General features: G+C 45.4%; 18 protein-coding genes. 14 read left to right on the forward strand and 4 right to left on the reverse strand.

Annotated features, from left to right (window positions below; all coding sequences use genetic code 11):
* The first annotated feature begins 180 nt into the window (after window positions 1-180).
* From secA to WMO28_RS03390, 7 genes are all read left to right on the forward strand, one after another.
* Window positions 181-2,760: a preprotein translocase subunit SecA gene (secA, locus tag WMO28_RS03360; RefSeq protein ID WP_349056056.1), complete on the forward strand. Its 2,580-nt coding sequence runs from the start codon at window positions 181-183 to the stop codon at window positions 2,758-2,760.
* Between the two features lie 120 nt (window positions 2,761-2,880).
* Window positions 2,881-3,708: a carbon-nitrogen hydrolase family protein gene (locus WMO28_RS03365; RefSeq protein ID WP_178642994.1), complete on the forward strand. Its 828-nt coding sequence runs from the start codon at window positions 2,881-2,883 to the stop codon at window positions 3,706-3,708.
* Between the two features lie 101 nt (window positions 3,709-3,809).
* Window positions 3,810-4,929 (forward strand): peptide chain release factor 2 gene (gene prfB / locus WMO28_RS03370; RefSeq protein WP_118061801.1). Its coding sequence is split into 2 segments (ribosomal slippage): window positions 3,810-3,884 and window positions 3,886-4,929, totalling 1,119 coding nucleotides; the frame shifts between segments, so codons are not numbered across the junction.
* Window positions 4,930-5,067: 138 nt separating this feature from the next.
* Entirely contained in the window at window positions 5,068-5,520 is a 453-nt protein-coding gene (locus WMO28_RS03375) for an ACT domain-containing protein (RefSeq protein ID WP_178642992.1), read from the forward strand.
* Window positions 5,521-5,524: 4 nt separating this feature from the next.
* On the forward strand, window positions 5,525-6,736 hold the full coding sequence (locus WMO28_RS03380) for a homoserine dehydrogenase (RefSeq protein ID WP_178642990.1): 1,212 nt from the start codon (window positions 5,525-5,527) through the stop codon (window positions 6,734-6,736).
* Between the two features lie 22 nt (window positions 6,737-6,758).
* Window positions 6,759-7,967 carry an aspartate kinase gene (locus WMO28_RS03385; RefSeq protein ID WP_178642989.1) on the forward strand — a complete coding sequence of 403 codons (1,209 nt, stop codon included), beginning with the start codon at window positions 6,759-6,761 and terminating at the stop codon, window positions 7,965-7,967.
* Window positions 7,968-8,043: 76 nt separating this feature from the next.
* Window positions 8,044-8,805 carry a DUF975 family protein gene (locus WMO28_RS03390; protein ID WP_178642987.1) on the forward strand — a complete coding sequence of 254 codons (762 nt, stop codon included), beginning with the start codon at window positions 8,044-8,046 and terminating at the stop codon, window positions 8,803-8,805.
* A gap of 615 nt (window positions 8,806-9,420) precedes the next feature.
* Here the strand turns inward: WMO28_RS03390 and WMO28_RS03395 are convergent.
* Together WMO28_RS03395 and WMO28_RS03400 are read right to left on the reverse strand one after the other, a co-directional pair.
* Entirely contained in the window at window positions 9,421-9,909 is a 489-nt protein-coding gene (locus WMO28_RS03395) for a Gx transporter family protein (RefSeq protein WP_178644265.1), read from the reverse strand.
* A gap of 4 nt (window positions 9,910-9,913) precedes the next feature.
* Window positions 9,914-10,288 (reverse strand): NusG domain II-containing protein, encoded by a 375-nt coding sequence (locus WMO28_RS03400; RefSeq protein ID WP_178644263.1) that lies wholly within the window; start codon window positions 10,286-10,288, stop codon window positions 9,914-9,916.
* A 415-nt stretch (window positions 10,289-10,703) separates the two neighbouring features.
* Between WMO28_RS03400 and WMO28_RS03405 the strand changes: the two genes are divergently transcribed.
* The 5 genes from WMO28_RS03405 to WMO28_RS03425 all read left to right on the forward strand — a co-directional run bounded on the left by WMO28_RS03405 (window position 10,704) and on the right by WMO28_RS03425 (window position 17,905).
* On the forward strand, window positions 10,704-11,309 hold the full coding sequence (locus WMO28_RS03405; RefSeq protein ID WP_349056058.1) for an FMN-binding protein: 606 nt from the start codon (window positions 10,704-10,706) through the stop codon (window positions 11,307-11,309).
* Entirely contained in the window at window positions 11,306-12,085 is a 780-nt protein-coding gene (locus WMO28_RS03410) for a 4Fe-4S binding protein (RefSeq protein WP_349056059.1), read from the forward strand. Before WMO28_RS03405 ends, WMO28_RS03410 begins: the two co-directional genes overlap by 4 nt.
* Window positions 12,082-13,125: an FAD:protein FMN transferase gene (locus WMO28_RS03415; RefSeq protein ID WP_349056060.1), complete on the forward strand. Its 1,044-nt coding sequence runs from the start codon at window positions 12,082-12,084 to the stop codon at window positions 13,123-13,125. Before WMO28_RS03410 ends, WMO28_RS03415 begins: the two co-directional genes overlap by 4 nt.
* A gap of 60 nt (window positions 13,126-13,185) precedes the next feature.
* Entirely contained in the window at window positions 13,186-15,858 is a 2,673-nt protein-coding gene (locus tag WMO28_RS03420) for a penicillin-binding Tp47 domain C-containing protein (protein WP_349056061.1), read from the forward strand.
* Window positions 15,859-15,925: 67 nt separating this feature from the next.
* The gene (locus WMO28_RS03425; protein ID WP_178644255.1) at window positions 15,926-17,905 is read left to right on the forward strand and encodes an FMN-binding protein; all 1,980 of its coding nucleotides are present in this window, start codon (window positions 15,926-15,928) and stop codon (window positions 17,903-17,905) included.
* A gap of 100 nt (window positions 17,906-18,005) precedes the next feature.
* Here the strand turns inward: WMO28_RS03425 and WMO28_RS03430 are convergent, their stop codons facing one another.
* Complete coding sequence (locus WMO28_RS03430) at window positions 18,006-18,563, reverse strand: hypothetical protein (RefSeq protein WP_178644253.1); 558 nt, start codon at window positions 18,561-18,563, stop codon at window positions 18,006-18,008.
* A 181-nt stretch (window positions 18,564-18,744) separates the two neighbouring features.
* Here WMO28_RS03430 and WMO28_RS03435 point away from each other — a divergent pair, with 181 nt between their 5' ends.
* Both WMO28_RS03435 and WMO28_RS03440 read left to right on the forward strand, forming a co-directional pair.
* On the forward strand, window positions 18,745-20,901 hold the full coding sequence (locus WMO28_RS03435) for a Tex-like N-terminal domain-containing protein (protein WP_178644251.1): 2,157 nt from the start codon (window positions 18,745-18,747) through the stop codon (window positions 20,899-20,901).
* A 162-nt stretch (window positions 20,902-21,063) separates the two neighbouring features.
* Window positions 21,064-21,918: a mechanosensitive ion channel family protein gene (locus tag WMO28_RS03440; RefSeq protein WP_349056062.1), complete on the forward strand. Its 855-nt coding sequence runs from the start codon at window positions 21,064-21,066 to the stop codon at window positions 21,916-21,918.
* Between the two features lie 57 nt (window positions 21,919-21,975).
* On the opposite strand, the gene WMO28_RS03445 is transcribed toward WMO28_RS03440, so the two are convergent.
* Entirely contained in the window at window positions 21,976-23,160 is a 1,185-nt protein-coding gene (locus WMO28_RS03445; protein ID WP_349056063.1) for a class I SAM-dependent methyltransferase, read from the reverse strand.
* Window positions 23,161-23,360: the final 200 nt, after the last annotated feature.

The raw sequence follows: 23,360 nt of genomic DNA on the forward strand, positions 1-23,360 counted from the left end.
ACAGGTCCTTCTGCAGGATATTTTTGCACGGTTTTGGTCACGATTTGTTAATCAATTATTCATTGTTTTTATACCTGGAAAGTGGTAGAATATATACCATATGTGATGAAGAAATCATTCTGACAGAAAATTGGAATGATCCTGAATCGGATAGATCAGAGACGAGATTGGAGCAGAAACATGAATGTTTTTTCAAAAGTATTTGGAACAAGAAGCCAGCGAGAAGTAAAACGTATCATGCCGCTGGTTGAGAAAACCGAGAGTTATCAGTCTGAGATGCAGAATCTTACAGACGAGCAGCTCAGAGATAAGACAAGAGAATATAAGAAACGCCTTGCAGAAGGAGCAACACTGGACGATCTTCTTCCGGAGGCATTTGCTACAGTACGTGAGGCTGCCAAGCGTGTGCTTGGAATGGAACATTACCGTGTACAGATCATCGGTGGTATCATCCTTCATCAGGGACGTATCGCCGAGATGAAAACAGGTGAAGGTAAAACTCTTGTGTCCACACTGCCTGCATACCTCAACGCCCTTGAAGGAAAAGGTGTTCACATCGTAACAGTCAATGACTACCTGGCAAAACGAGATGCGGAGTGGATGGGCAAGGTTCATGAGTTCCTTGGCCTGACTGTAGGTGTGGTACTCAACGATATGAAACCGGAAGAGCGCCGTGCAGCATACGGATGCGATATCACTTACGTAACCAACAACGAGCTTGGATTCGATTATCTTCGTGATAACATGGTTATCTATAAAGAACAGCTTGTTCAGAGAGATCTGCACTACTGTATCATCGATGAGATCGACTCCGTCCTGATCGATGAGGCGCGTACACCGCTGATCATTTCCGGACAGAGCGGCAAGTCCACCAAGCTTTATGAGGTGTGCGATATTCTTGCACAGCAGCTGGAGCGTGGTGAGGCCAGCCATGAGATGACCAAGATGGCAGCCATCATGGGAGAAGAGGTTATCGAAACCGGTGACTTCGTTGTAAATGAGAAAGATAAGATCGTCAACCTTACGGAACAGGGTATCAAAAAGGTTGAGAAATTCTTTAATATTGAAAACCTGGCAGATCCGGAGAACCTGGAGATCCAGCACAATATCATCCTTGCACTTCGTGCACATAATCTGATGCATAAGGATCAGGACTACGTTGTAAAAGATGATGAGATCCTGATCGTTGATGAGTTTACCGGACGTATCATGCCGGGCCGTCGTTATTCGGATGGTCTTCATCAGGCAATCGAGGCGAAGGAGCATGTTAAGGTTAAGAGAGAGAGCAAGACTCTTGCAACAATTACCTTTCAGAACTTCTTCAACAAATACGACAAAAAAGGCGGTATGACTGGTACAGCCCTTACCGAGGAAAAAGAATTCCGTGATATCTACGGAATGGACGTCGTTGAGATCCCGACCAACCGTGTAGTACAGCGTAAAGATCTTGACGATGCTGTTTATATGACAAAGAAGGAGAAATTCAACGCAGTTGTAGAGGCAGTAAAAGAGGCACATGCGAAGCATCAGCCGGTTCTGGTTGGTACCATTACTATCGAGACATCTGAACTCTTAAGCAAAATGCTCAAGAGAGAGGGAATTCCGCATAATGTATTGAATGCCAAGTTCCATGAGCTTGAGGCTGAGATCGTAGCACAGGCCGGACAGGCAGATGCTGTTACCATCGCTACCAACATGGCAGGCCGTGGTACGGATATCAAGCTTGACGACGTGGCAAGAGAGGCCGGCGGTCTGAAGATCATCGGTACAGAGCGTCATGAGTCAAGACGTATTGATAACCAGCTGCGTGGACGTTCCGGACGACAGGGAGATCCGGGTGAATCCCGTTTCTATATTTCCCTTGAGGATGATCTGATGCGTCTGTTCGGTTCTGAGAGACTGATGAAGGTATTCACATCTCTTGGTGTCGAGGAGAACGAGCAGATCGAGCATAAGATGCTTTCCAATGCTATTGAGAAAGCGCAGGAGAAGATCGAGTTTAACAACTTCGGAATCCGTAAAAATCTTCTCGACTATGACCAGGTTAACAATGAGCAGCGTGAGATCATCTATGAGGAGCGTCGTCAGGTGCTTGATGGTGAGAACATGCGTGATGCCATCTACAAGATGATCACAGATATCGTGGACAGCATGACAGATATGTGCTTCTCCGATGATATGGATTCTTCCGAGTGGGATCTTGATGAGTTCAATACAGCACTCACACCGATTATTCCGATCCAGCCGCTGACAGCTGAGAAGGTAAAAGGTCATAAGAAAGATGAAATTAAGCACATCGTGAAGGAAGAGGCTGTGAAGCTTTATGAAGCGAAAGAGGCTGAGTTCCCGGAACCGGAGCAGCTTCGTGAGCTTGAGCGAGTTGTTCTTCTGAAATGCATCGACAGTAAGTGGATGGATCACATTGATGACATGGAGATGCTCCGTCAGGGTATCGGTCTGACTGCATATGGCCAGAGAGACCCGGTTGTAGAGTACAAGATGAGCGCGTTCGAGATGTTCAACAACATGATCACTTCTATTCAGGAGGATACCGTACGTATGCTGTATCATGTTCATGTAGAGCAGAAGATCGAGCGTGAGCAGGTTGCAAAAGTAACCGGCACAAACAAAGATGACAGTGCAGGCCCGAAGAAACCGGTTCAGAGAAAAGAAGACAAGATCTACCCGAACGATCCATGCCCATGCGGAAGCGGCAAGAAGTACAAACAGTGTTGCGGACGTAAGGCTGCGAAGGTCTGATAACAGAATAGCGAAATACACACACCCCTGTATATCGATAGAAGCGGATACACAGGGGTGATTTTATAACCGAAAAACAGGATCATCAATATCCATCGGATCAGGAAAGGATGTGTTACCATGCCGAAAATAAAAACCGCAATCCTGCAGACTCATGTATACAAAGACAAAATCCGCAATATCACCCAGACAGCGGAGCACCTTGCAGCTCCGGAGCTTGCAAGTATCGATCTTGCAGTACTGCCCGAAATGTTCTGCTGTCCCTATGAAAATAAATGCTTTCCGGAATATGCGGAAGCAGAAGGCGGTGATACCTGGGAAAAATGCTCTCGTCTGGCAGCAGAGCATAAAATTTATCTCGTTGCGGGCAGTATGCCGGAGCGGGATGAAGAAGGTCATATTTACAATACATCCTATGTATTTGACAGAACCGGAAAACAGATCGGCAAACACCGGAAGATGCACCTTTTTGATATCAATGTGAAGGGCGGACAGTATTTTAAGGAATCGGATACACTGACACCGGGGAACCAGGTAACGGTTTTTGATACAGAATTTGGAAAAATGGGACTTTGCATCTGCTATGATCTCCGTTTCCCGGAGCTTGCCAGACTTATGGTGGATAAAGGCGCTCAGGTTATCATCGTGCCGGCTGCTTTTAACATGACAACAGGACCGCTACACTGGGAGCTGATGTTCCGTCAGAGAGCAGTGGATAATCAGGTTTATACCATTGGGGCTGCACCGGCCAGGGACATGAATGCAGGATACCATTCCTGGGGGCATTCCATTGTCACAGATCCCTGGGGAAAAGTGCTCATGGAAATGGATGAGAAGCCGGATATAAAAGTTGTAAAGCTGGATCTGGACGAGGTGAGCCGGGTGAGAGAAGAGCTGCCGCTTCTGAAGCACAGGAGAAAAGATCTGTATACGCTATCGCAGATTTAAATTTTTCCCAGACGGTTTTTCGTTGTAATTTCCATGCCTGTATGGTAGAGTATAAGACAGGCAGGAATTCCTGCATCAATATATAGAAAGAAGGTGAAGCTGTGGTTGAGTTAGATCAGTTCAAGAGTATTCTTGCAACATACACAGAGCCATTAGTGGAAGTGAGGGATTCACTTTGACCTCGCTAACAAGGAGCAGAAGGTCGAAGAATTAGAGCGCGAGATGGAAGCGCCTGATTTCTGGGATAATGCAGAAGTATCCCAGATGAAGATGAAACAGTTAAAGAGTCTCAAGGATGACATTGAGACATACCATAATCTGGAAACACAGATGGAAGACATGGAGACCATGATCGAGATGGGATATGAGGAGAATGATCCTGAGATCATTCCTGAGATCCAGGAGATGCTGGATGAATTCCAGGCAAGCTTTGACAGTATCCGTGTAAAGACACTGCTTTCCGGAGAATATGATGGAGAGAATGCCATTATCAAGCTGAACGCAGGAGCGGGCGGTACAGAGGCATGCGACTGGTGCGGAATGCTTTACCGTATGTACAGCAGATGGGCTGAGAAGAAGGGCTTTGCACTGGAGGTGCTGGATTATCTTGACGGTGATGAGGCCGGTGTGAAATCTGTAACCTTCCAGGTAAACGGAGAGAATGCCTACGGCTATCTGAAATCCGAGAAAGGTGTGCATCGTCTTGTACGTATCTCACCGTTTAATGCAGCCGGTAAGAGACAGACATCCTTTGTATCCTGTGATGTTATGCCGGATATCAAGAAGGATCTTGATGTTGAGATCAATGATGATGATATCCGTATTGATACCTACCGAAGCAGTGGTGCCGGTGGACAGCATATCAACAAGACATCTTCTGCAATCCGTATCACACATTTCCCCACAGGAATCGTGGTACAGTGCCAGAATGAGCGTTCCCAGCACATGAACAAGGACAAGGCCATGCAGATGCTGAAGGCCAAGTTATATCTTCTGAAGCAGCAGGAAGCTGAGGAGAAGCTTTCCGGCATTCGTGGCGAGGTGACAGATATCGGCTGGGGTAACCAGATCCGTTCCTATGTCCTGCAGCCATACACTATGGTGAAAGACCATAGAACCAATGAAGAAACCGGTAATGTTGACGCAGTCCTGGACGGCGGTATCGATATCTTTATCAATGCCTACCTGAAATGGATCGCGCTGGCAAAAAAGAAAGAATAACATTACTGTCACGGAACCCATCATAAAGACGAACAAGGACTCCGCAGGCAAAAAAACGCTTGTGGAGTTTCTTTTATTATGATAATATATCTTTTGTACAAAAACAGTTGTCTTTATGAAACGGACAGAGAGGTTGCTATGCAGAAACAGGTTGAAAAGAAAAAATACTATGTAGTGCGGGAGCGGGCAGTGCCGGAAGTACTTCTGAAGGTTGTGGAGGCCAAGAGGCTGATTGAATCCAACCGAGTGGTCACTGTTCAGGAAGCTGCTGAAAAGACCGGTATCAGCCGCAGCTCTTTTTACAAATATAAGGACGATATTTTTCCTTTCCACGAGGAGACCAGGGGAAAGACCATTACCTTTATCATTCAGATGGACGACGAGCCGGGACTTTTATCAATGGTGCTGCAGACGATTGCCCGTTTTCACGGTAATATCCTGACCATACATCAGAGTATTCCCATTAACGGAGTCGCAACACTGACGCTGAGCGTTGACATCCTTCCAGGAGAAGGCGACGCAGAGGCCATGGTGGAGGATATTGAACAGAGAGACGGTATACACTATTTGAAAATTTTAGGCAGGGAGTAAGCATATGATAAACATAGCAGTATTAGGCTACGGTACAGTAGGAAGCGGAGTTGTTGAAGTTATCAACACCAATCATGAGAGCATTAACAGGAATGCAGGAGACGAGATCAACATCAAATATGTTCTGGATTTAAGAGACTTCCCGGGAGATCCGGTGGAGAAGGTTCTGGTTCATGATTATGAAGTGATCGTAAATGACCCGGAGATCGATATCGTTGTTGAGGTTATGGGTGGAATCGAGCCGGCTTATACTTTCGTAAAGAGAGCACTGGAGGCCGGAAAGAGCGTAAGTACATCCAATAAGGCTCTGGTGGCAAAACATGGTTCCGAGCTTATGGAGATCGCTAAGGCGAAAGGTATCAATTTCCTTTTTGAGGCAAGCTGTGGTGGTGGAATCCCGATCATTCGTGCGCTGAATTCTTCACTGACAGCAGATGAGATCGATGAGATCACAGGTATCCTTAACGGAACCACCAACTATATGCTCTATAAGATGAGCACAGAGAACTGTGATTTTGATACAGTACTCAAGGAAGCACAGGCGAAAGGATATGCAGAGGCTGACCCGACAGCAGATGTTGAGGGCGCTGACGCATGCCGTAAGATCGCGATCCTTTCTTCTCTTGCATACGGAAAATTCCTGAATTACGAGAATATTTATACAGAAGGAATCACAAAGATCACACCGGCAGATATGGAATATGCGAAAGAGCTTGGTATGACAATTAAACTTCTTGCAACAAGCCGCAGAATCGGAGATGCTTTCTATGCAATGGTAGCTCCGTTCCTGGTAGGAAAGGAGAGCCCGCTTTACAGCGTAAATGATGTGTTCAATGCAGTATTTGTACACGGAAATGTTCTTGGAGATGCTATGTTCTATGGAAGCGGAGCAGGTAAGCTCCCGACAGCAAGTGCTGTTGTTGCTGATGTTGTAGATGAGGCAAAACATCTTCACAGAAATATCATGACAAACTGGAGCAGCCGTGATCTGGAACTTATGGATTTGGATGATGTTGAGGGACGTTTCTTTGTACGTGTGTCCGATACAACTATGGATGAAGTGGAGAAAGCTTTCGGTGATGTACAGACTATCGAGCCGGATGATCTCCCGGATGAGTTCGGATTTATCACACCGAAGATGAAGCAGGCTGATTACAAAGAGAAGATCAGCAAGCTTGACGGAAAAGTACTGGCGATGATCCGTGTAAAGGACTGATGCCGAAGGGGAAGAAAAGAACATGTTAATCGTAAAAAAATTCGGTGGTACATCTGTGGCTAACAAAGAGAGGATTTTCAATGTGGCTAAAAGATGTATCGAAGATTACAAAAAAGGAAACGACGTGGTGGTTGTGCTTTCAGCAATGGGTAAATATACTGATGAGCTTATCACCATGGCGAGGGACATTAATGAGAAACCTCCGAAACGTGAAATGGACATGCTTTTTACTATCGGAGAGCAGATGTCAGTAGCACTTATGGCTATGGCTATGGACAGCATGGGAGTACCGGCTGTTTCCCTGAATGCTTTTCAGGTGGCTATGCATACAACAAGTGCCCATGGCAGTGCGCGCCTGAAAAAGATCGATGCCGCACGTATCCGCAGAGAGCTGGATAACCGCAGGATCGTTGTTGTCACAGGATTCCAGGGAGTGGACAAGTATAACGACTATACCACACTTGGACGTGGTGGTTCTGATACTACGGCTGTTGCACTTGCTGCAGCACTTCATGCAGATGCCTGTGAGATCTATACAGATGTTGATGGCGTTTACACAGCGGATCCGCGTAAGGTGCCGAAAGCGCGTAAGCTTAAGGAGATCACCTACGATGAGATGCTGGATCTGGCAACTCTGGGAGCAGGTGTGCTTCACAACCGTTCCGTAGAGATGGCAAAGAAATATGGCGTACCGCTTGTAGTACGCTCCAGTCTCAACAACAGCGAAGGAACTGTGGTAAAGGAGGAAGTTACAGTGGAGAGAATGCTGATAAGCGGTGTTGCTCTGGATACAGATGCAGTACGTATTGCTGTGATCGGACTTAAAGATTCACCAGGAGTAGCGTTCAAGCTTTTTGATACCCTGGCTAAGAAAAATATAAACGTGGATATGATCCTTCAGTCTATCGGCCGTGCCGGTACCAAGGATATTTCGTTTACTGTTGATAAGAATGATCTGGATGATGCCATGAACGTACTGGAGTCCAACCAGTCACGTATTGGTTATGATGAGCTTCATGCGGAGAAAAACATCGCCAAGCTTTCTATTGTTGGAGCAGGAATGATGAGTAATCCGGGTGTTGCTGCGAAGATGTTCGAGAGCCTTTACAATGAGGGTGTGAACATCAACATGATTGCAACATCTGAGATCCGTGTGACAGTTCTTATCAATGAAAAAGACGGTGTACGCGCAATGAATGCCGTACATGATGCTTTTAATCTGGCTGACTGACCGGAACAAAGCACAATAAAATGGAGGCGGAGGCTTGGATAAAGTCTCCGCTTTTTTATCAAGGAGAAAAAATATTATGAGAAAAAATCTGAAGGGCTGTAAGAAGCTTGCGAGAGAAACCCTGGCAGGAAATTTCACAGTTCCGGTGGTAGGAAGTATTGCGGTTGCGGGAATGAGCGTGATATCAAGCTATATTTCCACAGCACTTTTTCCGGGAGATTCCCTGTATGCGATCATTGGAGGTGAGGTGTTCAGCTTCATTCTTTCGCTGGTGATCTGTGTTTTTTCAGCGGGACTTTACCGGGTTTATCTGAATATTACAAGAAGAGAAAAATATTCATTTGGTGAGCTTCTGTACTTTTTCAGCCATCAGCCGGATCATGTGATTGTGGCATCCTTTGTGCTGGCACTGATCAATCTGGTGACATCACTTCCTATGGCGTGGTTTTCATTTACAACAGATATGGGAAGCACAGTAGAGGCTCAGATGAACTGGGCGGTAAATTATATGCTGCTTACTTTGCTTGGATTTGTATTGAATCTGCTGCTGGCTATGCCGTTTTCCATGAGCTACTATATTCTGGCGGATAACCCGGATATGAAGGGCGGACAGGCGTTGAAGGCCAGTGCGAAGCTGATGAAGGGGCATTATTTTGCGTATCTGCGCCTGCTTTTAAGCTTCGTGCCGTGGATTATTTTTTCCATGTTTACGCTTTATCTGGCGCTGATCTGGCTGGTGCCTTATATAGAGACCTGCCTGGCGGTTTTCTATCGAAATATTTCCGGGGAGTTTGATGAACCGCCGGTGGCTCAGTTTCTGGATGAAACCGAGGCGTAGATTTAGTTTCTTTTCCAGAGTGGGACATTTAGGCGTGAGGCATGATTTCCTTGACAGGTGGGACACTTAGAAGTGTGAGAATTTGCGAGGGGGAAAGCACTCGGAGTTGCGAAGCCCGTTTTTCCCCCTCGCGCTCCCCCTTTCTGGGCACGCAGCTGCTCGGTGTTGTGGGGATGTGTGTGGGGGCTGGCGAGGCGATGGATACGATGGTGCTGGAAGTGAAAATTTGAGCCGATTGATGGAAGTGTGGAAGGTGGTTCAGGAGGAACGGAAAGCGGTCTGCGTAGCAGACCTGTTCCTGAGAGGTGATAAAAAAATAAGAAATGTGTTGCGGATTCCTGACGTTGTTGGGGATTTTTTTTGTGATTAAATATGTGTGATATGTCTGTTAAGTCAGACTGCATTGGCGTATAAAGTGTAGTAAGTATATCAAAAAATTAGAGATTAGGGAGATTGAAGCCAAGCCGGAATGCGTTGCAGCGGAAACGATTATGTTTCCCAAATGCTTCTCCGCAAGAAAAGAATCATAGAAGCACACTTTCCTATTATAAAAAGTCGGGGAACAGGCACGCTGCGCGTACCGCTTTCCCGTACACAACAAAAAACAAATTAAATTCAAAGATTCAAAGGAACTCGCCCAAGCACTTCCTTTGTCAACACCCCTACAGCAATCCCGGCCACAACTCCTGCGATCAGCAGCGCCGGTGCGTAAACTATCAGGCTGGTGTTACTCACCACGATCATGGCCACGATCAGCTGGCCGATATTGTGCGTAACACCTCCGGCCACACTGATGCCGATCAGACTGAAATCAGAATGCTTTTTCAGAAGGTTCATTACAGTAAGGCTAAGTGCCGCACCAGCCAGACTGTATAGAATACTGAACAGATTTCCGAACATAAATCCGATCACCAGAATTCGCACAACGGAGACAAGTGCAGCTTCTTTCAGGGAATACCGGTCCAGAATGAAAAGCACAGCCAGGTTGGCGAGTCCAAGTTTAATCCCTGGAATTCCTGCGAAAACAGGAACCAGGGATTCTACATATCCAAAGATGATGGCTATAGCGGAAAATAATCCAAGATAAGCAGTTTTTCGTTTCATAATCTTATGTCACTGCGTCGATCTTCGGTGAATCTTCAGATTCAGAGGAATCCGCAGTATCTTCTCCTTCTATTACAACTTTATTTGGCAGGCAGATGATAGAGCCTCCATGTTCATCGATTGCTTTCTGTTTCATACAGTAATGATCCGGACATGTAGCTTCGATCATAGTGACCTTGCCGTCTTTGATCTCACAGACGTTGGTATCGCCTATGTGGATCACCTGATCCTTGTCAAGTGAGTAGGTTCCGAATTCTTTTCCATCCACAGTGATGCGGATCGTATTGTGGGAACGTTGCCCGGAAAGCCGGAAGCCAAGCCACATGACCCCGGCCAGAACCAGAAGCCCTGCAATAAAAAATATTTCTTTTTTCTTCAAAATAAAATCTCCATTTTTTCTGTAAACGACACAATAAGGTTCATTTGAAAAATCAAAACAGAACCTGTGTGATTCACGGAAAATCATAACATACTCCAAATCAAAAGGCAAATATAAGTTAATATTATCTAACCGACGAGATGATAAAAAGTTAAAAACTACTAACAAAAACTATGGACAAGAAAAAAATCCGGTGCTATAATACCTACCTGTAAGTTAGAGATATCTAATTTGTGATTATAAATTAACTCAAACTAAGATTAAGACGGGAATTTATGGCGACTCGACCAGATCAAGTAAGTCGCCGGTGGGGGTGTAAAGAGCAATAAGCAGTTATCAGATGTAGAGATATGTAGCGAAAGCGGGATTGCGAATATCTGATTAACGCCGAAATATAAAACAGGAGAGAAAAGAGATGAAGAACCAGAATTTTTACATGCGTGTGATCTCACTTTTGCTGGTGATCATGGCTGTGCTTTTTTATAACAGCAGCATGAAAGCCCAGGCAAATGAAAAAGAGATCGCAGCTCTGACTGATAAAGTAGATACACTTCAGACACAGCAGAATGAGCTTCTCAGTGCATTGGAGACGAGCTATGCGAACCGTGTGCAGAACCAGAGTGCTGCGGCTGAGAGTAACAGCTCAGATGAAACTGCTACAGATGCATCCGGAAACAGCTCCTATAATACAGAAAACACTGACAGCTCCGCATCAGACAGCGGCACATCCGATGACAGTGCCGACAACGTATACAAGGACGGTACCTACACCGGTGAAGCACAGGGCTACGGCGGGACGATCCAGGTTGAGGTAACACTCTCCGGCGATGAGATCACATCCATCAATGTAGTCAGCGCACCTGGTGAGGACAGCGCTTATCTTTCTCAGGCGGAAAGCGTGATCGATTCTATCATCGGTGCCCAGAGTACAGATGTGGATACGGTTTCAGGAGCAACCTTCAGTTCAACAGGAATCCTGAATGCGGTTGATGAGGCACTTGGAAAGGCGGAGAACGAATGAAAAAAAGACAGCGGGAAGTAAGGCTGATACGTGCAGGAATACAGCTTGCATTTTTCATTGCGGCACCATCGCTGTTTTCCACAGCCTTTGCGGGAATCAAATCAATCTTTCTTGCCATTGCAGGCGGACAGCCGGTGGAATGGAATTCTTTTCTGACTGTAACCGCAGTGCTTCTGGTCATCACCTGCTTTTTCGGAAGACATTTCTGTGGATATGCCTGTGCATTCGGATCCTTTGGAGACGCTGTTTATGAGGGCTTTTCCTGGATCTGGACGAAATGCTTTCACAAAAAAAAGAAACCTGCGCTTTCTGAAAAAATGGTTCACAGACTTCAGAAAGTAAAATATATCGTACTGGCCCTGATCCTGCTTTCCTGCCTGACCGGTATGTATGGAAAGCTCACAGGAACCAGCCCGTGGGATGTTTTTTCCATGATAACAGCCGGACGGCTTCCGGACAGTAAATATCTGGTGGGAATTATCCTGCTAATCCTGATCATGGTGGGAATGTGTACACAGGAGCGTTTTTTCTGTCAGTTTCTCTGCCCTATGGGAGCGGTATTCGCTTTAATGCCGATCCTGCCGGGAGCGCTTTTTCAGAGAAACCGTGAAAAATGCCCACCGAAATGTGGCCTCTGCAAAAAAAGATGCCCTGCGCATCTGGATATTGACGGAGACACCGGCAGATCCGGCGAGTGTCTTTGCTGCCACGCCTGTGCAGCCACATGCCCGAGAAAAAACATTCATATCGGAACAACTGAGGAAAATAATCTATGAAAAAAGCTTTTTTTGCCACGGCTGTGTTAGTGGGAACAACGATGCTGTTTCCGGCAGGCTGTCTGGCAGCGGAAAAAGAGATACAGACATATAAAGATACAGATTTTGCCATGGATACTGTGGTAACAGAGACTCTTTATACCACAGGTGACGATATAAACAGTAAGCTGACATCTGTTCTGACGGATGTGGAGACAAATCTTCTGTCCTGGACGAATGAGAAATCCCAGATCTACAAGGTCAATGCAGAAAGCGGAAAGGATACGGAGATCTCCGATGAGCTCTCCGGCTATCTGGAGAGAATCCTTAAGATCGCAAAGGATTCAGACGGAGCTTTTGATCCGACGATCGGGAAGCTGATCCGCCTGTGGGACATTGGAGGAGAAGACCAGAGAGTTCCGAAGAAAAGTGAAATCCAGGAGGTTCTGAAGAATTCCGGTTACGAAAAAGTTTCAGTGGATGGAAAAAATATCCGTATGGATGAGGGATGTTCGCTTGATCTTGGTGCAGCCGGAAAAGGTATCGGCTGTGATTCCATTCTGGAATATCTGAAAGGCCAGAAAGAAATTTCAGCAGCGCTTATGAATCTTGGGGGAAGCAGTGTCATGACTTATGGAAGCAAACCGGATGGTTCTTCCTGGAATGTGGCAGTGACAGATCCCCGTGCAGAGAATGAGGATGATTATCTGGGTGTGGTTGCCTTAAATGGCACAGAATTTCTTTCCACATCCGGAGATTACGAGAAATATTTTATCGAAGATGGTGTGAGATATCATCACATTATGGATCCGTCTACCGGGTATCCGGCAAAAAGCGGAGTGACGGGAGTGACCGTTGTATGTGATACAGGTCTTGAGGCCGACGCACTTTCCACAGCTTGTTTTGTTCTTGGTGTGGAAAAAGGCTCCGAATTGTTGAAAAAGTACGGCGCCAACGGACTTTTTGTGGATGAAGACCATCATGTGTATCTGACTGAGGGGATGAAGGAGCGCTTCAGTCTTCTTGCAGATTCCTACAGCGTGGAGGATATTACAGAATAACAACGATAGTAAGCCGGGAAGGTTTTCTATAAATATTTCATATTTTAGGAGGAATAAGTAATGCATAAGTGGAATCTACTGAAAAAAACAGTTCCATGCATCCTGAGTCTTGCAGTGGCAGCTACAACTTTTCCAACAGCGGTAATGGCATCTGAGTTTGATGCGGCAGTTGTTTCTGAGGCAGATGAGCAGACGGGAGCTTCTGAGGAATTTGGTGCTGAAGAAGTTGTTGAGGATACAACAGATGTAACAGAGGCTGCATCTGATGCAGAGGAAAATGCAGCAGAGGATATCCAGCAGGATGAAACGGCAGATGAGCTTGCGGTTGAAGAGAACACAACAGAAGCAGAGTCTTTTTCTGAAAGTGCAGAAGATTTTGACGCAGGAGATGAGATTGCTGTATTTTCGGATTCCGATCAGCTGACAGGAGAATACCAGTATGTGTATGCTGGACTTACCTGGGCACAGTACTGGGCTGCAGAGGGCGTTTATGCAGCAGGAGACACCAGCAGCAATGATGTGAAGGATTCGCATAACGAGCTTGATAAAGGAGCTTTTGATACCGTAACCAGAGCAACAACGAATCATGGTCTTCACAGAGGAAGCTTCCAGACAGAGACAACGATCGTTGCAGAAGATGGAAGCAGATATCCGATCGCAGCATGGACAGATCAGACACACATCAAGCTGACAAATGGTGATGTTGTAGGCTTCAGCAGAGGAACCATTACAAAGACAGACGGAACAACTGTTGATATGGAATATTATGAAGTATACGGTCTGAAATATGTTCCGGTTGCCGTAAAAACAGAAGATTATGCAGCATTTTGCCAGCAGTATAATGTGGTTACAAATGATGGTGTTCTGGAAGGTGGCTATGGTGAAGTACAGTTAAAGTCTTATCAGGAAACAGCGAATGTAACTGCGTCAACCAATGGTCTGAAATATGCAGTAAAAAATGGAGATGGCTTTACATTTGAGGCAAGAAAAACAGGAACAGATTCCGGAATCAAGGATCAGATTCTGAAAACAGCAGAAAATGTAACACCAACAGTAAAAGAGGCAAGTGGAAGTTACGGAGAGTTTCTTCGTGTAGATATTAATGGCGATGGTTATGGAGATCTTGGAGCAAACATGCAGGCTGTGCGTTGGGATTATTGTGGAGATGACGCTACAGGAACTAACGTATTGAGATCTTTTGGAACAAAGTTTGCCGCAGATAACTGGATGCATAAATCCATGGGAATCCAGCTTGGACTTACAGATTCTATCCGTTGCCAGCTTCCGGAGGGAACTGACGGAACCGGATACTGGAGACTGACAGTGTATGCACTTGGTTATGCAGACTACAGTTTTGTAGTGCAGGCGACAGAGGCGAATATTGTGAAACCGGCAGAAGAACCGGCAGACACCACTGTTCTTACAAAAGAGGTAGAAGCCGCAAAAGCTCTCGTGAAAGATGATTATACAAAAGCATCCTGGGATGCAATGCAGATGGAACTTCAGGAAGCAGAAGAACTTCTTGCAAGAACAGACGCAAAACAAGCAGAGGTTGATGAGGCTCTTGAGCATCTTCAGTCAGCAGAAAAAGATCTTGTCAAAGTAACCGTTTCTCTTGATAAAACAACAGCATCTGTATACACAGGCAAGACAGTTGCACTGAAAACAACAGCAAATGACAAAGACACAGCAGTGACATTTGTATCCGACAACACATCAGTAGCAACAGTAAGCAGTACAGGAGTTGTAACCGGAGTAAAAGCCGGAACAGCCACAATCACAGCAAGCTGCGGAAACGCAAAAGCAACCTGCACAGTAACTGTAAAGAACGGAACAGTTAAACTTGATAAAACAGCAGCATCTGTATATGTTGGAAAAACAGTAACTGTAAAAGCAACAGCGACACCATCTGCAACTGTAAAATACACAAGCAGCAATACAGCAGTAGCAACAGTAAGCAGTACAGGAGTTGTAAAAGGCATAAAAGCCGGAACAGCAACAATTACAGCAACAGCCGGAAGTGCAAAAGCAACCTGTACAGTAACTGTAAAGAACGGAACAGTCAAACTTAATAGAACGACAGCAACTGTATATACCGGAAAAACAGTAACTGTAAAAGCAACAACTACTCCGGCAGCAACTGTAAAATATACAAGCAGCAATCCGAAAATTGCAACAGTAAGCAGCACAGGAGTTGTAAAAGGCGTGAAAGCCGGAACAGTTACAATCACAGCAACCGCCGGAAATGTGAAAGCAACCTGCAAGGTAACTGTAAAAACATCTACCATTAAATTTGCAAAAGCTTCCGCAACGATCTATAAAGGAAAAACAGTAACTGTAAAAGCAACAGCAACACCATCTGCAACTGTAAAATACACAAGCAGCAATCCAAAGGTAGCGACAGTCAACAGCAGTACAGGAGTTGTAAAAGGGGTAAAAGCCGGAACAGTTACGATCACAGCAACCGCCGGAAACCTGAAGACAACCTGCAAGGTAACTGTTAAGAATCCGACATTCAGCCTTGTGAAATATTCTGCGACCATCAAAGCAGGAAAAACGACAACAATCAGCTCCAAAGCAGCACCTGCAAATAAGGTTACATATGTAAGCAGCAATAAGAAGATTGCAACTGTAACAAGTAAGGGTGTTGTCAAGGGAATCAAAAAAGGTAAGGCAACTATTACAGTTAAATGCAATGGAATTACAAAGAAATTTACAGTAACTGTTAAATAAAGCAGTTTTTGTCAAAAAAAATTGTCTGGCAGCAGCCGCATATAAAAAAGAGGGAGGATAAGGACTCATGGAAAAAGACATAAAAGAAGAAAAGCTATCCGGTAACAATGAGCCGAAGCTGCCCTGGCCGAAGCTGATTCCGGCAGCGGCTGTTATTGCGGCACTTGTATTCTCAGGTATCAAGGCCCAGGGTTCGGATGAAAATGCCCAGACGGTTCAGAAGACAGAATCAAATATAATGTCTGCCTCTGAACTGGAAAAATATCTGAGCTATGAAGAAACCGGAACAGACTCTGCTAAAAGTAAAAAATCAACTGCCAAAACTGCTTCAAAGAAAAGTACAAAGAAAACAGCAGCGAAAAAAAGCTCCGGTACCAGAACGGTATCGGAGTCTGCCGGAAATAATGCCGGTGCAGCCGGACAGGGATCTACGCAGACGCCTGTAGCAAATGTTCCGGTTAATGGTTATAAGGACGGAACCTATGAAGGCTCCGGAACCGGTTTTGGTGGAACGATCCGTGTGCGGGTGACTGTAAGTGGAGGAAGGATTACGGCAATTGACATTCTGGATGCTTCCGGGGAAACTCCGTCTTATTTTGCGGCGGCGCAGGGGGTTATCAGCAAAATGATCGAGGGAAATACTCCAAATGTGGATGCAGTCAGCGGAGCAACGTATTCTTCCAATGGAATCATTCAGGCGGTTCAGAACGCATTATCCCAGGCAGCAGCAGATGGAAGCTCCGGTCAGGTTCCCCCTGCACCGGCAGCAATCTCAACGCCAACGCCAACGCAAACCCCTGCGAAGAAACCCAAGCCGACGACAAAGCAGGATCCGGACAGCTCTCCGAAATATCTGGACGGAACCTATGAAGCGTCTGCAAAAGGCTACAGCGGTGATGTAAAGGTAACAGTGGTTATTAAAAATGGAGTTATTCAATCTGTAGAACAGGAAAATACAGATACTCCGGAGTTTTTTGAAAAAGCATGGGAAGTGCTGAAGGAACAGATTGAAGGAACAGATTCTGTAGAGGGCATTGATACAGTCAGTGGAGCAACCTATTCATCCAGGGGTATTCTGGAAGCTGTAAAAAAAGCTCTTGAGAAAGCGATAAATCCTGAATATGGCAAAGAAGTCACTCCGACACCGACAAAAAAGCCGATGCCAGAACCGACTTCCACGCCGAAGCCAACGTCAACACCAATGCCAACACAAATCCCTACAAAGAAGCCGGTGCCAACAACAGAACCGGATCCGGACAGTCCCCCGAAATATCTGGACGGAACATACGAAGCTTCAGCAAAAGGTTTTAGTGGTGATGTAAAGGTAACAGTGGTTATCGAGAATGGAATTATTCAATCTGTAGAACAGGAAAATACGGATACCCCGGAGTTTTTTGAAAAAGCGTGGGAAGTGCTGAAAGAGCAGATTGAAGGAGCAGATTCTGTAGAGAATATTGATACAGTCAGCGGAGCAACCTACTCATCCAGCGGTATCCTGGAAGCTGTAAAAAAAGCTCTTGAAAAAGCGATAAATCCTGAGTATGGCAAAGAAGTCACTCCGACACCGACAAAAAAGCCTGAACCGAAACCAACGGCAACACCAAAGCCAACAACAATACCAGTTCCAACAGCAACTCCGGAACCGACAGCAACACCAGTTCCGACAGCAACGCCGGAACCAACAGAAGAGCCGGATAATCCGGACGTGACACCGGATCCGGAAGAACCAGACGTAACGCCGGAACCGACACAGGAGCCGGAACCAACACCGGCCGGAATGTACCGGGACGGAATTTACGAAGGCTCAGCGTTTGGATATGGCGGAAAGACAAGACTGACCATAACCATCAGCGGTGGACAGATTACGGAGATTTCACAGACAAATAACGATACACCGAATTTCTTTGAACCGGCGTGGGCAACGATTTATGCACAGATCATGGCAAATCAGTCCGCAGACGGTATTGATACTGTCAATGGAGCTACGTATTCTTCACAGGGAATTATCGGAGCAGCCCAGAAAGCTCTGAGTCAGGCAAAGAACTGACCTATATAATAAGAAAAAAATTTTGATCTAAGCCATAAAAAGGCCCCTGGACTACTGAAGAAATATTTCAGAGTTCAGGGGCTTTTTGCATGAAAAAGTTCTATAGTTGTTTCAGCTTATCGGAAGGAGACTCTGTGGACGGAACATCCGGCATCTGTCCGTCATCGCCGAACGGAATTGTGAAAATATACGGCTGGCTGTCATCAGAGCTGTCAGATCCATCGGAATCTCCGGAACCATCAGAACCATAGGGAATGGTGTAAGTGAAGGGATACTCCTCATCAGAACTACCAGAACCATAGGATCTGTCCTGAGAATTATTACCGTGTTCTGTATAAGGAATCACTTCCCGGTAAATTTTCTTTTCAACGTTATGCAGTGCAGGAATTCCAAAGAAGATATACAGTGCAAGGAGAAGTCCGCTGAATACCACGCCGATGGAGGAAAAAATAAGCCCGAGTTTTGCAGTCAGAAGCATAGGCTGTTTCCGGCGGGAGGCGAAGGCAAAGATGATGCTGAGGATTCCGAGAATCAGTCCGCCGACCGCGCTCACAGAAAAAACAACGGACAGAATCCCAAGGATCAGAGCCGCAATGGACAAACCGTTTACCGGACGGGGAGATCGTCTGTTATATGTAGGATCATTATTATATGACATGAAAAATCCACTCCTTTTAAAAATGATTATATATTATAGCATTTTCGAGACGGAAATCCAACTTTTTCGACTTTACCTTTCAGGGATAAATTGCTTCTTACGCTCGTATCTGCTACAATGGTAAGCGGACTAACTGTTTACAGTATTCAAAGTAAATTTGGGACAACAGGAGAAAATAAAAATGGACATTATTCAGGTAATCACCAGAGAGCTGAACGTTGAGAAATGGCAGGTGGAGGCAGCTGTGAAGCTGATTGATGAGGGCTGCACCATTCCTTTTATTTCTAGATACCGTAAGGAAGCGACCGGTACACTGAACGACGAACAGCTTCGTAATCTCAATGAGAGACTTACCTATTTAAGAAATCTTGAGGACAAAAAAGCGCAGGTTCTCGGCAGTATCGAGGAACAGGGCAAGCTGACACCTGAGCTGAAAAAACAGATCGAGGCAGCACAGACGCTTGTAGTAGTTGAGGATCTTTATCGCCCGTACAGACCGAAACGCCGTACAAGAGCCATCATCGCAAAGGAAAAAGGTCTGAAGCCGCTGGCAGACATTATTCTTCTTCAGATGACCAACAAATCAATTGAGGAGGAAGCAGAAGCATTTCTTTCCGAAGAAAAAGAAGTTAAAACTGTGGCAGATGCCATCAATGGAGCGAAGGATATCATCGCAGAGCATATTTCCGATGAGGCAGATTATCGTATCCACATCCGTAAAAGAACAATGGACAAAGGTAGTGTAAGCTCTTCTGCAAGAGATGAGAAGGAGCAGTCCGTCTACGAGATGTATTACGATTTCGAGGAGCCGATAAAGAAGCTTGCAGGACACAGAATCCTTGCCCTGAACCGTGGCGAGAAGGAAAAATTCCTCACAGTGAAGATCCTTGCTCCGGAAGAAGAAATCCTCCGCTATCTGGAGAAACAGGTGATCGTTCGGGATAATCCAAACACAACACCGATACTGAAAGAGGTTGTGGAGGACAGCTACAAGCGTCTGATCGGACCGGCTATTGAGCGTGAGATTCGAAGTGCCCTTACAGAGGCAGCTGAGGACGGAGCGATCCGTGTCTTTGGAAAAAATCTTGAGCAGCTTCTTATGCAGCCTCCGATCGCAGGTCAGGTGGTACTTGGCTGGGACCCGGCTTTCCGTACAGGATGTAAGCTTGCAGTGGTAGATCCCACCGGAAAAGTTCTGGATACAACCGTTATTTATCCGACGGCACCGACTAATGAGAACAAGATCCGCGCTGCAAAAGAAACCCTGAAAAAACTGATTCGCAAGTACAATGTAACACTGATTTCCGTAGGAAACGGAACCGCTTCCAGAGAGTCCGAGCAGATCATTGTAGAACTTCTCAAGGAGATTCCGGAGAAGGTACAGTATGTGATCACCAATGAGGCAGGAGCTTCTGTATATTCTGCAAGTAAGCTTGCAACAGAGGAATTCCCGAACTTTGATGTGGGACAGCGTAGTGCTGCCTCCATTGCAAGACGAGTACAGGATCCGCTGGCAGAGCTTGTAAAGATTGATCCGAAATCCATCGGTGTCGGTCAGTACCAGCACGACATGAACCAGAAGAAGCTGGGAGAAGCACTGAATGGTGTTGTGGAGGACTGCGTAAACAAGGTCGGAGTTGATCTGAATACAGCCTCTGCATCACTTTTGGAATACATCTCCGGAATCAGCAAAGCCATTGCAAAAAATATCGTGGCATACCGTGAGGAGAATGGCCGTTTCCAGACAAGGCGTGAACTTCTTAAGGTCGCCAAGCTGGGACCGAAGGCTTTTGAGCAGTGTGCAGGCTTCATGCGTATCACAGGCGGAAAAAATCCTCTGGATGCGACCAGCGTTCATCCGGAGAGCTACGATGCAGCGAAAAAGCTTCTGGAGAAGCTTGGATACACACCGGAGGATGTGGCAGAACGCAAGCTTTCCAATCTGTCCAGACAGATCCGTGATTATGCAAAAATGGCGAAAGAGCTGGAGATCGGTGAGCCTACTCTTCGCGATATCGTAAAAGAGCTGGAGAAACCGGCAAGGGACCCGCGTGATGAGATGCCGAAACCAATCCTCAGAACAGACGTACTTGATATGAAGGATCTGAAAGAGGGCATGATTCTTAAGGGAACTGTCCGCAATGTAATTGATTTCGGAGCTTTTGTAGATATCGGAGTACATCAGGACGGACTGGTTCACATTTCCGAGATGAGTGAAAAATTCATCAAACATCCGCTGGAAGCAGTCAGCGTAGGTGACATTGTGGATGTCCGCGTACTTGGCGTTGATATGAAGAAAAAACGTATCAGTCTTTCTATGAAGGGAATCAATAAATAATAAAGTACAGCAGCTTATTTTTTCCATAGAACAGAGAAATTGGTTTTACAGGAAAAAACAGCTGCTGTATTATTATATTACAGAACGTGAGCGATAGTGTTCGGCTATAACTATAGTACGTGATATAAAGACTATACATATAAAGACAGGAGGGGATCATATTTGGACAGTACAGTACAGACCGTACAGGAAGTGGGGAATCAGGTGAGCCAGTACAGGCAGATGTTTGAAAACTATCTTCCTGACATTACGAAATTCGGGATCAAGGTTGTTCTGGCAATCGTTGCTTTCTGGGTAGGAAGTACAGTGATCAAATGGATCGTAAAGGTTGTAAAAAAATCTCTTACAAAATCCAGACTGGATACAGGTGTGGCACAGTTTGTATCATCCCTGCTCAAGATCGTGCTCTACATTCTTCTGCTTTTTAATATATCTACAAGCTTTGGGGTGAAGGAATCCTCGCTGGCAGCATTGCTTGGAACAGCAGGTGTTACCTTGGGTCTTGCTCTTCAGGGCGGACTTTCCAACCTGGCAGGCGGAATGATGCTTCTTTTGTTTAAGCCCTTCCAGGTGGGAGATTACATCAATGTGGATGGACAGGAGGGAACCGTAGCAAAGGTCGAGATCTGTTATACAACGCTTTTGTCGATCGATAACAAACATATCGTGATCCCGAACGGTGCACTTTCCAACACAGTTATCACCAATGTGACAGCAAGAGATCAGCGTCGCCTGGAGATTAAAGTAGGAATTTCCTATAACGCAGATATTCAGAAAGCCAAGAATATTCTGGAAGATATCCTGACAGAAGATCCGGATACAAGAGAAGACGAAGAGATGGTGGTTTTCGTGGACGAGCTGGCAGATAGTGCTGTGATCATGGGATTCCGTGTCTGGGTAGCTACAGACCGCTACTGGGAAACGAAATGGAGACTGAACCAGCGGATCAAAGAAGATTTTGATTATTATGGAATCGAGATTCCTTATAATCAGCTGGATGTGCATATTCACAGATAAAAAAACAGGACGTGTGAAAAACGAGAAATCATTTTTCGCACGTCCTGTTTTTATGTTTTAATACCAGCGTGTCATCGGCAGGTCATTGTTGATGCCTTTTGTCATGAGAATCTGGTGAAGATCGATGATTCCGTTATGGAAGGTTGCCGCACATGCAGACAGGTAAAGATCCCACATACGCAGGAAGTTTTCATCGAACATGGTTTTTTCTTTTTCAAGGTTATCGCGGAAATTCTTTTCCCAATGAAGAAGAGTTTTATTGTAATGCAGGCGAAGATTTTCGATGTCAAGGGTATGGAAGTTATCTTCTGCCATATGATTCAGGATCTCCCGAAGGCTTGGAACAGTTCCGCCCGGGAAAATATATTTCTTGACCCATGGATCACCCGGATGCTCTTTGAGTGCGCTGATGAAATGAAGCAGGAATAATCCGCCCGGCTTCAGAACCTTTTCGACGCAGTCGAGGAAAAGCTGATAATTATCACGGCCGACATGCTCCAGCATACCGACGCTGACAACGCGGTCAAACTGGTAATTCTGCTTCGGAAGATCACGGTAGTCCATCAGTTCTACGGTAAGATAATCCTCCAGTCCCTGCTCTTTGATACGTTTCTGGAATTCGGCATACTGTTCATGACTTAGAGTGATACCTGTACCGTGTATCTTGTATTTCTTTGCTGCTTCGATCAGCAGGAATCCCCATCCGCAGCCGATGTCCAAAAGACTCATGCCTTCTTCGAGATGCAATTTCTTGAGAATATAATCTACTTTATTTACCTGTGCCTGATACAGAGTATCGTCTTCATGAATGAAGTAGCCACAGGAATAACTCATGGTTTCGTCCAGCCATAATTTATAAAAATCATTTCCGATGTCATAGTGGCTGGTTACTTCTTTTTCCTGGTTCTTTTTTGATGTGGAGCTGAACATGATCTTCTTTAAGGCAGATTCGTTGGTAGAAAATTTACCCATCTGTCCCAGAAAATGATCAAGTGCTTCATAAAGATTTCCTTCAATATCAAGATCTCCGCGCATGTAGGCTTCTCCTAATGCAAGGGAAGTACTCTTGACCAGATCTGCGAGAGGAATTGCTTTTTTGAAGTTCACAGTAAATGTCGGTTCGCCCTCTCCGATGTGATACTCGGAATTCTTGAACTTTACCAGAAATGGATAATCTGTAAAGCGTTCAAGGAACTGCACCATTGCTTTCTCTTCAGTCTTTTCTCCTAATGTCTCGAACATATAGTTTACCTCCTTTTACACAGACTTATGATACACCATCGGGAGGTATTTTTGTAAGGGGCGAAATGTACAAAGTTGAAAGGGAAATCAGAGAATCTTGTGGCAGGATGTTTAGAAAAAACGCCTTGAACAATACAGAAAAGAATGCTACTATGAACTCAAAGCATATTTCTCAAAAATTCAGGGCATATTTGCCGTCT

This window comes from Blautia aquisgranensis (genome assembly GCF_040096615.1).
Taxonomy (GTDB): domain Bacteria; phylum Bacillota; class Clostridia; order Lachnospirales; family Lachnospiraceae; genus Blautia_A; species Blautia_A aquisgranensis.